This is a genomic window from Streptomyces sp. NPDC007205, assembly GCF_040634095.1.
In the GTDB taxonomy this organism is placed as follows: Bacteria; Actinomycetota; Actinomycetes; order Streptomycetales; family Streptomycetaceae; genus Streptomyces.
The window spans coordinates 498,930-510,982 of record NZ_JBEYEW010000001.1 but is presented as its reverse complement, the minus strand read 5'-3'; the positions used below and the strand labels follow the sequence as shown (position 1 = coordinate 510,982).

The window sequence follows — 12,053 nt, the reverse complement described above, 5'->3', positions numbered from 1 at the left end:
CAACACAGGGATTCGGCAGGAACGGGGCGGGGCATGGCGCGGCATGGCGGACGGGGATGGCACGGCCGGGTGATCGCGGCGGCGGTCGGGGTCACGGCGGCGGCGGTCGCCGCGTCGGTGTGGACCGCACAGGCCGGACAGCCGGGCGGCGGTTCGCCGCGGGCGGGCGTCTCGTCCGGGCACACCGCGCCCAAGGCCGCGGCCGTGTCCGCCGACATCGCCCACGCCTCGGACGGGGGCGCGCACGCGGTCAACATCACCATCGACGACGGCCCGAACCCGGTGTGGACCCCGCAGGTGCTGCAACTGCTGCGCGCCAACGGTGTGAAGGCGACGTTCTGCATGATCGGCCCGCAGGCCCAGGCGCATCCGGAGCTGGTCCGGCAGGTGGTGGCGGCCGGGCACCGGCTGTGCGACCACACGGTGTCGCACGACACGACGATGGACAAGAAGTCCGAGGCATATCAGTCGCAGCAGGTCCTGGAGGCCGAGCAGCAGATCACCAAGGCGTCCGGCGGCGTACAGCCCATGTACTACCGGGCTCCGGGCGGTGCCTTCACCCCGTACAGCCGGCATCTGGCGGCCTCGCACGGGATGCGGCCGCTGGGCTGGAACGTGGACTCCAAGGACTTCGAGCGACCCGGTACCGAGGCCATCATCGCCACCGTCAAGCGCGAGCTGTCCAACGGGCCGACGATCCTCTTCCACGACGCGGGCGGCGACCGCTCGCAGACCGTGGCCGCGCTGCGCGTCCTGCTGCCGTGGCTGAAGCAGCAGGGTTACTCCTTCGGTTTCCCGGTCCGCTGAACGGGCCGTTCCCGCAGGTGACTTCAGCCGACCCGATGGCAGCGGCTCTCCAAGTGCCCACCGGCATGCCGAGCCGCTTCCCGCCGTCGGCGGCGATGTCCAGGGCGTAGACGCCGTCCAGCCGGAACAGGCCGCGGGCGACGCCGGGGGAGCCGTCGGCCCGGCAGTCCACGAGGGCCGACCCCGAGGCGTCGACGTCGGCGAACGCGCCGGAGGCCGTGTCGGTCACGCGGACGACGAGCCTGCCCCGGCAGGCCGCACGACAGGGCCGAGGGCGCGGGCGACCGGCACGAGGGTCGTGGCGAGCAGGGCGGGACGGTGCATCGCTCCTCCGGCACAGCCGAGCCGGCTCGGGCCGTGCCGGCTCATGGTGCGCGGCGGAACCCGCCGGGGGCAACGGTGCCGCGGGAAGCGGCGGCCGTGCGGGGCGGACGTCGGCGTGCAGCCGCCCACGCCCGCACCACCTGCGCCAGCCGATGCACAGGTTGCACGCCGGTGTCCGGCCACCCAACGGTGAACCCCGGGGAAATTCTCGGCCATCGACGCCTTGGGACAGCTGTTCGGATCCGGAGGGGTGTCTACCATGAGCCCTCTGCGTACGTCGTCCCGGAAAGGCTCGCCATGCCGTTGCCTCGCCTCGGCACGCGGTCCGTCCGGCTCCGGACGGCCCCCGCCGTGTTCGTCGTCCTCGCCGTGGTCCTCGCGGGCACGCTGCTCGCGGTCTCGCCGGGCGGCCCGCGGCACGGCCGGGCCGGCGGTGCCCCGCCGGGACACATCGTCATCGACGTGTCGGAGAGCCGCTGCGGCCGGGGCTGGACCCGGCCCGAGCCCGGGGTGCGCACCTTCGACCTGCACAACTCCTCCGACGGCGCCGCCGAGGTGTACCTGGAGGACCCGGGCAGCCAGGTGGTGTACGGCGAGGTGGAGGGCGTCGGCCCCGGTACCACCCGGCAGTTGACCGTCCGGCTGGGCAAGGGGACGTACGCCTTCAAGTGCGTGCCCGACGACGCCGACGCCGTCACCGGACCCAGTGTGCACATCACCGCCGGGCAGCGCGGTCCGGGCGCCGCTCCCGTCACGCAGCACGACCTGATCCCGCCCTCCCTCGCCTACCAGAAGTGGGTCGGCGGCGGCCTCGACGACGCCGTCCGGCTCACGACGAGGCTCAGGGACGCGATCGGCCGGGGCGACCTCGCGGGCGCCCGGTCGGCCTGGCTGCCGGCGCATCTGGAGTACGAGCGGCTGGGGGCGGCGTACGACGCCTTCGGGGACGCGGACACAGAGATCAACGGCACCGACGCGGGCCTGCCCGGCGGGGTGCACGACAAGGACTTCGCCGGGTTCCACCGCGTCGAGTACGGGCTGTGGCACGGTGAGCCGGCCGCCGGGCTGCGTGCCCCGGCGGCGGCGCTGATGAAGGCGCTGACCGGGCTGCGGGACAGCTGGTCGCAGACCCGTATGGACCCCGCCCAGCTGGGTCTGCGCGCGCACGAGATCCTGGAGAACACCGTGCAGTTCGAGCTGACCGGCCGCACCGACTACGGCAGCGGCAGCAACCTCGCCACCGCCCGCGCCAACCTCGACGGCACGCGCGAGGTGCTGTCCCGGCTGCGCCCGCTGCTGTCCACCCGGTACGCGGATCTGCCGGGACTGGACAAGGACCTGGAGCGGGCCCGGCACACCCTCGACGGCTTCCGGCACGGCGACCGCTGGACCCCGCTCGACGGTCTGAGCCGCGCCCGGCGGGAGCGGATCGACGCGGTCCTCGGTGACCTGGTGGAGCGGCTGGCGTCGGTGGCCACCCTGTGCGACCCGCGGAGGACCGTGTGAACGACCGTCCGAGCAACCGTGTGAGCAGCGCCGGACGGCCCGATGGCCTGGCCCGGCGCCGGTTCCTGCGCGGCACCGCCCTCGCCGGGGCCGGCCTCGCCACGGGCGCTGCCGCCGCCCCGGACGGCGCGGCCGGCACCAGCGCCGTGATCGCTCCCTTCCACGGCGTCCACCAGACGTCGGTCCTCGCGGCCCCGCGCCGGGCCTGCGTGTTCGCCTCCCTCGACGTGACCGCCGGGAGCCGGGCGGAACTCACCGACCTGCTGCGCACGCTCACCGACCGGGCCCGCTTCCTCACCTCCGGCGGGACGCCCTCACCGGCCGGCATCACCGGTCCGCCCGCCGACTCCGGCGTCCTCGGCGACCCGCTGCCCTCCGGCCAGTTGGCCGTCACCGTCGGCGTCGGCGCCTCGCTCTTCGACGACCGGTTCGGGCTGGCCGCTCTCCGGCCCCGACGGCTGACCGCCATGCCCGCCTTCCCCGACGACGACCTCCGGACCGACTGGTGCCACGGCGACCTCAGCCTCCAACTGCACGCCGACGAGCCGGACATCACCCTGCACGCACTGCGTGATATCGCCCGGCACACCCGGGGCGCGATGCAGGTCCGCTGGCGGCTGGACGGCTTCTCCAGCCCGCCCCGGCCCACCGGCACCCCGCGGAACCTGATGGGCTTCAAGGACGGCACCGCCAACCCGGACGCGTCCAGCGCCCGCGAGATGAACCGCCTGGTGTGGGTGGGCCAGGGCATGGGCGAGCCGGACTGGGCGGTCGGCGGCAGCTACCAGGTCGTACGGCTGATCCGGATGCTGGTGGAGTTCTGGGACCGGGTCTCGCTCAGCGAGCAGGAGCGGATGTTCGGCCGCGCGCGCTCCTCCGGCGCGCCGCTGGACGGCGACCACGAGCACGACACGCCGCAGTACGCCGACGATCCCAAGGGTGATGTCATCCCGCTGGACGCGCACATACGCCTCGCCAACCCGCGCACGCCCGGCACGGCCGGCCAACGCCTGCTGCGCCGCGCCTACAACTACGACCGGGGCATGGACGCCAACGGCAACCTCGACATGGGCCTGCTGTTCACCTGCTACCAGCAGGACCTGAAGCGGCAGTTCGAGACCGTGCAGCACCGGCTGGCGGGCGAACCGCTGACGGACTACATCACCCCGTTCGGCGGCGGCTACTTCTACGCGCTGCCCGGGGTACGGGACGCCTCGGACTGGTACGGACGTGCCCTGTTGGGCTGAACCTGTCCGGACAACTCGGCGAGCGACCAAGTCAACACACAGTCAAGTTTTGCCCCAACATCCCTGACTTGGTGTTCACCCACAGGTCATCATGGCTCCGCCGACGCGCCCCGCAACGGGCGCAGCATCCGTGCTCGTACAGCGCACAAACGTTCAGTCCGGAGGGGAAGTCCACCATGGCCAGCAGAGGAACACGAGCCGCGCTGCGCAGTCTCGGCGCGCTCGCGGGAGCCGCCGCGCTCACCGCGCTCGGCAGCAACGCGCCCGGCTGGGCGGCCGTGCCCGCAGGCCAGGTCTCGACCGCGACGCCGGTCAAGCACGTCGTCGTGCTCTTCGACGAGAACATCGCCTTCGACCACTACTTCGCCACGTACCCGAAGGCCGCCAACACCGACGGCACGAAGTTCCACGCGGCGAAGAACACCCCGAAGAACATCGACACCCTCGCGCACGCCGGGCTGCTGAAGCACAACCCGAACCAGTACGCGCCCAAGCGGCTGTCCCCGTCCCAGGCGATGACCTGCGACCAGAACCACTCCTACGGCGCCGAGCAGTACGCCTACAACGGCGGCAAGGCCGACCAGTTCGTGCAGAACACCGAGGTCGACAAGTGCAGCGGCGGCCTGTTCGGTGAACCCGGCCTGGCGATGGACTACTACGACGGCAACACCGTCACCGCGCTGTGGAACTACGCCCAGCACTACTCCCTGAGCGACCGCTCCTACAGCTCGAACTACGGCCCGTCCACACCCGGCGCACTCAACCTGGTCTCCGGCAACACGCACGGCGTCGTCTCCGTCGACCCGGCCACCGGCAAGCAGACGGCGAAGCCGGACCCGTACGCCGTCCAGTCGCCCGACGCCAAGGGTGTCGGCACGATGATCAACGACCCCGACCCGGCCTGGGACGACTGCTCCGGCAAGGACCACACCAGCAGCAACGCGCTGGCGGCGATGCAGGGCAGGAACATCGGTGACCTGCTCAACGCCAGGAAGGTGAGCTGGGGCTGGTTCCAGGGCGGCTTCCGTCCGTCGACCGCGTGGAACGGCACGTCCGGCTCGTACGCCAAGTGCGACACCACCCACACCAACGTGGGCGGCGCGGCCGTGGTCGACTACAGCCCGCACCACAATCCGTTCTCGTACTACAAGTCGACGGCGAACCCGCACCACCTGGCGCCGAAGAGCGTCTCGGAGATCGGCCACAACGGCCGGGCCAACCACAACTACGACCTGACCGACTTCTCCGCCGCACTGAAGGCGGGCAAGCTGCCGGCCGTCAGCTTCGTCAAGGCCGGTGCGTACCAGGACGGCCACGCCGGCTACTCCGACCCGGTCGACGAGCAGCACTTCCTGGTGAAGCAGATCAACGCGATCCAGAGCTCGCCGCAGTGGAAGTCCACCGCGGTGGTGGTCGCCTACGACGACTCCGACGGCTGGTACGACCACGCCTATGCCGTCCCGCGCAACGGCTCGAAGGACACCTCGCTCGGCTCCAACGGCAAGGCCACCGACAGCCCGGCCTGCCAGAAGGGCCCGAAGGCGGCCGGCGGCTACGCGGACCGCTGCGGCCCCGGCACCCGCCAGCCGCTGCTCGTCATCTCGCCGTACAGCAAGGTGAACAAGGTCGACCACACCCTGACGAACCAGGCGTCCATCACCCGGTTCATCGAGGACAACTGGAGCACCGGCCGGATCGGTGACCACTCCTTCGACGCCACGGCCGGCTCGCTGGCGGGCATGTTCGACTTCCGGCACCCCAACGACAAGCAGGTGCTGCTGAACTCCGACGGCTCCGTGCGGCACGTCGGCCCCGTCCGGCACATCGCCCCGGTGGTCACAAGCATCACCCCGGGTCCGGCCATGCAGAACACGGCCGCTTCGACCGACGCCTCCGGCTTCCCGGTCCTGCCGGTCGGCCTCGGCGTGGGCGCCCTGCTGGCCGCGGGAGCGACCGGCACGTACCTGACGCTGCGCCGCAGGCAGCACGGCACCGCCTGAGCCCGTACCAGCACGAGTGACCGCGCCCCCGGAGGTCGTCCGGGGGCGCGACGCCATGCCGGACGCAGGCGTCGGGGCGTACGCGCGGTCGCCGAGCCCGGGCCGCGCGTCGGACACTGGGCCGTATGACCCGTCCGTGTGCGCCCGGCGCTCCCCCGCCCGGCCGGCGTGCCGTGCTCGGTGCCCTGGCCGGTGTCGCGTTCGGCGTGGCGGGCTGCTCCGGCCGTACGGCTCCGCCCGAACGCCCGCCCCAGGGGCCCGCGACGCCCACCAGGCCGCCGTCCGCGTCACCGGCGTCGCCGTTGCCCGCTCTGCCCCGCACCAGACCCTGGCGGCCCACGTCCGCCGAGGTCCAGCCTGCGGCGAAGCTGCGCGCCGTACAGCTGGTGGAGGCGATCGGGGCCTGGGGTGACGGGCACGGCGGAGTCGCGGCGGCACGGGCGCGGGTCGCGGCGCTCGGGCTGCCGGGGAACCTCGTGGGGCAGGCGGGTCCGCTGCTGCCGACGGCGGACCAGGCGGCGCTGCAGGTCGTGGACGCGCAGTACGGCGGGATCCTGTCCCGGTCGGCCAGTGTGCTGGTGGTGTGCCGGCAGTGGACCCGGCGCGGTGGCACGGTGAGCGCCGGCGGGACGACCGTCGACGTACGCCTGTCCCGGTCGGGGCGCGGCTGGACGGTCGACGCCCTGCGTCCGGCGCACCCCGGGCCGGCCGCACGCTCACTCGCGCCGGAGGTGCGGGCCGCGCTGTCCGACGACCGGATCGTGCTGCCGCCCGCCGCCGCGGCGGACCTGCGCAGCGGTCAGGTGCACACCAGCGTGGCCGAGGCGATGCTCGCGCTGGCGCGGACATACCGGCTGGAGGTGAGCGTCGTCCGCTCCGGGCATCCGCTGGACGTGTTCGGCACCAGCCGGCCCAGCGACCATCCGCGCGGCCGGGCCTTCGACGTGTGGCGGATCGACGGCCACCCGGTCGTCGACCCGGCGACGCCTCGCGGTCTGATCGAGCGGTTCATGCGGGGCGCGGCGGCCGCCGGGTCGTACAACGTGGGCGGTCCCGTGCCGCTGTCGGGCGGCGCCGCCGGTCAGTTCTTCAGCGACCCGACGCACCACGACCATGTGCACATCGGCTTCCGTGCCTGACACGTCACCCGGATGGCCGCGCGGCCCCCGTGCCCTCGCCGCCCCGGAGCGGCCCCACCACCGCCGGGTTTCCGGCTCGTTGCGGGGTTGCGGGGCGCGGGCGGACGCCGGAACGCTGGAGCGGACACGCCTCCGGGAGGGTCATGTGACTCCGGGACACGAAACAACCCCCTCCGACGGCCTCGGCCGCCGGCGATTTCTCGCCCTGTGCACCGGTCTGGGCCTGGGCACGGCCACCGCGTGCACGGCCGCGCCGCCGCATCCGCACGACACGACCGCCCGGGGCGGCCGGCGGCTGCGGCCGGAGGCGGAGCAGGACGCGCCGGGCACCGCCGACTGGCGTCTGGGGCCGACCGGGCCGCCGGACGCCGTGGCCGGCTACACGGACCGGGTGAGCGTGAGGCCGGGCGAGGCGTTCGGGCTGCACGTGTCGACGACCGCCGCCTCCTTCCGCGTCTCCGCGTTCCGGGTCGGCTGGTACGGCGGCCGGCGGGCCCGCCGGATCTGGGCGTCGGAGCGCATACCCGGCCGCTCCCGGCCGGCCCCGCGCATGCTGCCCGCGACGCGTACCGTGCGCGCCGACTGGCCGAGGACGCTGCCCGTGGACACCTCCGGCTGGCCGGAGGGCGCATATCTGCTGCGGCTGGAGGCGGACAGCGGCCACCAGCGGTACGTGCCCCTGATCGTCCGCTCCGCCGAGGGCGCGGGCCGCACGGTCCTGTTGCACGCTCCGGCGACCTGGCAGGCGTACAACCGCTGGGGCGGCAGCAGCCTCTACGCCGGCGCCTCCGGGGCGTACGCCACCCGCTCCCTCGCGGTGAGCTTCGACCGCCCCTACGACGGCGAGGGCGCCGAGAAGTTCCTGGTGTACGAGTGGGCGCTGGTGGTGCTGGCCGAGCGCCTGGGCATCCCGCTCGCCTACAGCACGGGCCTCGACGTCCACCGGGATCCGGGGGTGCTGCGGGGCGCGCACGCCGTGGTCTGCCTGGGGCACGACGAGTACTGGACGCCGCAGCAGCGGGCCCATGTGGCCGCGGCCCGCGACGCCGGTGCGAACCTCGCCTTCCTCGGCGCGAACACCTGCTTCCGCCGGGTCCGGCTGGAGGCCGGGGAAGCCGCGGACGACCGTACGGTGATCTGCTACAAGACCGACTACCGTGCCGACCCCTGCTACGGCTCGCGTCCGGCCCTGGTCACCACCGACTACCGGCTCCCGCCCGCCGCGGATCCCGAGTCCTCGCTGACCGGTGTGCTCTACGAGGGGTATCCGGTCGACGCACCCTATGTCGTCCGGGCCGCCGATCACTGGTTGTACGACGGCACCGGCGTACGCTCCGGCGACGCCTTCGCGCATCTCGTGGGTGTCGAGTACGACCGGGTCACCCCCGGCGCGCCCACCCCCGGCCCGCTGGAGATCACCGCGCATTCGGCGCTGGTGTGCGAGGGGCGGCCGAGCCACAGCGACTCGGCGTACTACACGGCCGTCGGTGGCGCGGGCGTGTTCGCGACCGGCACCATGCGCTGGGTGGAGGGCCTGGTGGCCGGGACGGGCATGTTCGGGCGGGACCACGGCATGGACGCCCGTACCCGCGCCTTCGTCACCCGCACCACGGAGAACCTTCTGCGGACCTTCGCCAAGGGACCCGCGGCGCGGCACGCGCCGCCACCCCGCCCCAACGCGGCGGCGCTGTACGGCGAGACCTGAGCTCAGGGCAGCGGCGTGCCGCCGGTCGCGTTGAGGATCTCGGCGGTGATGTAGCTCGCCTGTGGCGAGGCCAAGTAGACATAGGCGGGGGCCAGTTCGGCGGGCTGGGCCGGGCGGCCGAGCGGTGCCTGCTTGCCGAACTCCGCCGTGTCCGGCATGGTCGACGGGATCAGGGGCGTCCACACCGGCCCCGGTGCGACCGCGTTGACCCGGATGCCGCGCTCGGCGACCATCTGCGCGAGCCCCTGCGTGAAGGTGACGATCGCGCCCTTGGTCATCGCGTAGTCCAGCAGGTGCGGGCTGGGTTTGTAGGCCTGCACGGACGTCGAGTTGATGACGCAGCCGCCGGCCGGGATGTGCGGCAGAGCGAACTTCGTGAGCCAGAACATGCCGTACAGGTTCGTCCGCATGACCCGGTCGAACTGCTCGGTGCTGATCGCCTCGATGCCGTCCGGCTGGGACATCTGGTAGGCGGCGTTGTTCACGAGCACGTCGACGCGGCCGAACTCGGCGACCGCCCGCCCGATCAGGGCCCGGCAGTTGTCCTCCTCGCGGATGTCGCAGGAGACGGCGACCGCCTTGCGTCCGGCCTCCTCCACCAGCCGGGACGTCTCGCGGGCCTCGTCCTCCTCCTCGGCGAGATGGGTGAACAGCACGTCGGCCCCCTCGCGGGCGAAGGCGAGGGCCACCGCGCGGCCGATGCCGGAGTCCCCGCCCGTGATCACGGTTTTACGGCCGTCCAGCCGGCCCGCGCCGCGGTAGGACTCCTCGCCGTGGTCGGGCGGCGGGTCCATCGGGCCGGTCCAGCCCGGATGGGGCTGCTCCTGGGAGGGGAAGTCTGGGCGGGCGTGCTGGGTGACCGGGTTCGGCCGGTCACCGTGCTGGTCCGTCACGGTGGCCTCCTGCGTCTCGGGCGGACAGGACAGGCGACCGGGTTCCCGGATCACGCGGGCCGAAAAGCCCGGGAAGCCGGTAACGGCCCGCTGCGGCCGGTCGGTGACGGCCCACTGCCGTCAGTCCGTCGCCGCGTGCTGACCTCCCGCGCGCATGTGGTCCCTGCGGGCGAGGTTGTAGATCCGCAGGAGATGCTTGGCCACGGCACAGGCCGCGCGGTCGGCATGGCACTGACGGCACGTGCGCATGTGCTGCTCGTAGGTGAGGCGCGCGTTCTCCAACGCGCCGTTGACAGAAGACATCGACATCTCCGGGCAGGGCGCCGTCCCGGGGAACGGCGCCAAAGTTGACTGACTGGTACACCCAGAGACAAGGTGATCATGTTACTGGCGGTACTGGGAAACCGTGCCCTCGGTCACCGCCGCACGGGGGCCGGCGCGTGCGGGACCACCTCCGAGTGCGGCCTGCCGGGCGTCTGGGACGAGCCTCCGGTGGAGGGGCCGACCCCGCCCGCTGTCGCGCGGGCCCTGCATGATTCCTATTCAGATGACTGAATAGCCCGAGGGGGCCGGGCGGCTACTCGCCTGGCGCCAGGACGCGGGCCACGATCCGCGCCGCCTCCGCGACGAGCGCGTCGTCGGCCGGTGCGTCCTGGGCACCCTTGGCCGACAGCACGGTCAGCAGGAGCGGTGTCCCGCGGGTCGTCCAGGCCACGCCGATGTCGTTGGCGCTCCCGTAGTCGCCGGTGCCGGTCTTGTCCGCCAGCACCCAGTCGCGCGGCAGCCCCGCGCGGAACCGCGCGGCACTGGTGGTGTTGCCCCTCAGCCAGCCGACGAGCCGTTCGCGGTCGGCGCGGGCGAGTGCCCGGCCCAGGGTGAGCCGCTCGAAGCTGCGGCCGAGGGCCTGCGGGGTCGTGGTGTCGCGCGGGTCCCCGGGGACCGCACTGCCCAGATCCGTCTCCCACCGGTCGAGCCGGCTCACCCGGTCGCCAAGCGAACGGAAGAAGCGGGTGAGTCCGGCGGGTCCGCCGATCTGGCGGAGCAGCAGGTTGCCGGCCGCGTTGTCGCTGTACTGGATCGCCGCCGCGCACAGGTCCGCCACGGTCATGCCGGTGTCCACGTGCTCCTGGGTGCGCGGCGAGTTGGGCAGGATGTCGTGCGGCGGATAGTGGATCACCTTGTCCAGCGGCGCGCAGCCGCCGTGGTCGCGCAACACCGCCGCAGCGGCGAACGCCTTGAACGTCGAACACATCGCGAACCGCTCCCCCGCCCGGTGCGCCACGGTCCGGCCGGTGCGGATGTTGCGTGCGTAGACACCGAGCCGAGCGCCGTGCCGCTGCTCCAGCGCGGTCAACTCGGCTTCGGCGCTGCGCTGTTCACTGTCGGCGGTCGCCGAGGCGGCGGCTTCGGAGACCGCGCCCGCCGCGACGGCCGCGGTGGTGAGCACGAGGCCCGCCCTGAACAGACCGCGGCGGGCCATGGGGCGGGGGCCGGGGCCCTGGGAGCTGGGGCGGTGGGAGCCGGTCATGGGCACAGTCCTCCTGGTGGTCCGTGATCGCAGTCGTGGATCTTCGACGGGACCAGCGAAACAGGCGGACTCCTCCCATGTCCAAGAGGAAACTTTTAACGCTGCATGTCTTATTGCTATGAGAAGCCGTCTCTCCGGCCTGCGAGGACACCGGTTCATGCCGCTGCGAGTGAACTGAGATCCAGCCCGGTGACCGGGAGTGTCCCCCGGCGCGCCGGCATACTCGCTGAGCGGGGTACTCGCGGATTGTCTGACTGCTCGGGCTCGACGACGAACCGGTGCGGACGCAGGCCGCGTTGGCGCGGGACATCGGTGCCGACAAGGCCCGGATCATCGGCGTCCTCGATGACCTGGAGGAACGTGGGCTCATCCGGGCTGATCCGGCGGCATCCCTACCCTGCCGACCGGCGGGCGCGCGTACTCGCCCGGTCGCGGCCATCAACGAGTGGCTGTGATCAGCATGCGTCGCTAGAGCTCGTAGTCCTGGGCCAGCTCCTCCCAGCGAATGCTGCGAAGCGCAAGATCAGCATCCTCGCCTGACGGTACGTCCGGGATGGGCTGGAACCAGACGACGGTGAGGGCGGAACGGTGCAGCACCGGGTCGAGCTCGGGAGCGACCGCTGTCGAGCGGAAGACGCCGACGCAAGCCACGGAAGGCAGCACCTCAACAGGGCCGAAGGCGCCAGCGGTCTGGTCCGGGTACTCGCGGAAGGGCGGAACGAGATGAACCGGCGTGGAGGGAAACGAGCGTTCGGCCTCCCGCCGGAGGCCGCTGACCTTCATGTCGTTCATGGGCTTGCACGGGTAGCCCTCCAGCATCCCTCCGTAGGTCGAAGACATCCGCAGCTCGGTGAGCTCGATCGAACGACCGGACGAGAGGAGTATGTGGCTCAGCGACATGCCG

Annotated in this window: 10 protein-coding genes; 6 read left to right on the top strand and 4 right to left on the bottom strand. The window is 72.7% G+C overall.

From position 1 onward, the window contains the following. Positions 1 to 33: 33 nt before the first annotated feature. The 6 genes from ABZ624_RS02270 (at position 34) to ABZ624_RS02245 (ending at position 8,728) form a co-directional block, all read left to right on the top strand. Positions 34 to 807 carry a polysaccharide deacetylase family protein gene (locus tag ABZ624_RS02270; RefSeq protein WP_360081675.1) on the top strand — a complete coding sequence of 258 codons (774 nt, stop codon included), beginning with the start codon at positions 34 to 36 and terminating at the stop codon, positions 805 to 807. Positions 808 to 1,428: 621 nt separating this feature from the next. After that, entirely contained in the window at positions 1,429 to 2,637 is a 1,209-nt protein-coding gene (locus ABZ624_RS02265; protein ID WP_360081674.1) for an EfeM/EfeO family lipoprotein, read from the top strand. Beyond that, positions 2,634 to 3,884, top strand: coding sequence for an iron uptake transporter deferrochelatase/peroxidase subunit (gene efeB, locus ABZ624_RS02260; RefSeq protein ID WP_360081673.1), 1,251 nt, complete (start codon positions 2,634 to 2,636; stop codon positions 3,882 to 3,884). Before ABZ624_RS02265 ends, efeB begins: the two co-directional genes overlap by 4 nt. 176 nt (positions 3,885 to 4,060) lie before the next feature. After that, positions 4,061 to 5,884, top strand: coding sequence for an alkaline phosphatase family protein (locus ABZ624_RS02255; RefSeq protein ID WP_360081672.1), 1,824 nt, complete (start codon positions 4,061 to 4,063; stop codon positions 5,882 to 5,884). A gap of 125 nt (positions 5,885 to 6,009) precedes the next feature. Next, a complete protein-coding gene (locus ABZ624_RS02250; RefSeq protein WP_360081671.1) occupies positions 6,010 to 7,023 on the top strand; it encodes a hypothetical protein in 1,014 nt (337 codons plus the stop codon). Between the two features lie 145 nt (positions 7,024 to 7,168). Continuing rightward, on the top strand, positions 7,169 to 8,728 hold the full coding sequence (locus ABZ624_RS02245; RefSeq protein WP_360081670.1) for a N,N-dimethylformamidase beta subunit family domain-containing protein: 1,560 nt from the start codon (positions 7,169 to 7,171) through the stop codon (positions 8,726 to 8,728). A gap of 2 nt (positions 8,729 to 8,730) precedes the next feature. Here ABZ624_RS02245 and ABZ624_RS02240 read toward each other — a convergent pair whose 3' ends face one another. The 4 genes from ABZ624_RS02240 to ABZ624_RS02225 all read right to left on the bottom strand — a co-directional run bounded on the left by ABZ624_RS02240 (position 8,731) and on the right by ABZ624_RS02225 (position 12,049). Beyond that, on the bottom strand, positions 8,731 to 9,621 hold the full coding sequence (locus ABZ624_RS02240; RefSeq protein ID WP_360081669.1) for an SDR family oxidoreductase: 891 nt from the start codon (positions 9,619 to 9,621) through the stop codon (positions 8,731 to 8,733). A 120-nt stretch (positions 9,622 to 9,741) separates the two neighbouring features. Next, positions 9,742 to 9,924, bottom strand: coding sequence for a hypothetical protein (locus ABZ624_RS02235; RefSeq protein WP_360081668.1), 183 nt, complete (start codon positions 9,922 to 9,924; stop codon positions 9,742 to 9,744). 274 nt (positions 9,925 to 10,198) lie between these two features. After that, positions 10,199 to 11,149, bottom strand: coding sequence for a class A beta-lactamase (bla, locus tag ABZ624_RS02230; protein ID WP_360081667.1), 951 nt, complete (start codon positions 11,147 to 11,149; stop codon positions 10,199 to 10,201). Positions 11,150 to 11,617: 468 nt separating this feature from the next. Then, positions 11,618 to 12,049 carry a hypothetical protein gene (locus ABZ624_RS02225; RefSeq protein WP_360081666.1) on the bottom strand — a complete coding sequence of 144 codons (432 nt, stop codon included), beginning with the start codon at positions 12,047 to 12,049 and terminating at the stop codon, positions 11,618 to 11,620. Between the last annotated feature and the right edge of the window lie 4 nt (positions 12,050 to 12,053).

Coding starts and splice junctions, on each gene's coding strand:
- ABZ624_RS02270 (WP_360081675.1), top strand. CDS start 34: ATGGCGCGGCATGGCGGACGGGGATGGCACGGCCGGGTGATCGCGGCG.
- ABZ624_RS02265 (WP_360081674.1), top strand. CDS start 1,429: ATGCCGTTGCCTCGCCTCGGCACGCGGTCCGTCCGGCTCCGGACGGCC.
- ABZ624_RS02255 (WP_360081672.1), top strand. CDS start 4,061: ATGGCCAGCAGAGGAACACGAGCCGCGCTGCGCAGTCTCGGCGCGCTC.
- ABZ624_RS02250 (WP_360081671.1), top strand. CDS start 6,010: ATGACCCGTCCGTGTGCGCCCGGCGCTCCCCCGCCCGGCCGGCGTGCC.
- ABZ624_RS02235 (WP_360081668.1), bottom strand. CDS start 9,924: ATGTCTTCTGTCAACGGCGCGTTGGAGAACGCGCGCCTCACCTACGAG.
- bla (WP_360081667.1), bottom strand. CDS start 11,149: ATGACCGGCTCCCACCGCCCCAGCTCCCAGGGCCCCGGCCCCCGCCCC.
- ABZ624_RS02225 (WP_360081666.1), bottom strand. CDS start 12,049: ATGTCGCTGAGCCACATACTCCTCTCGTCCGGTCGTTCGATCGAGCTC.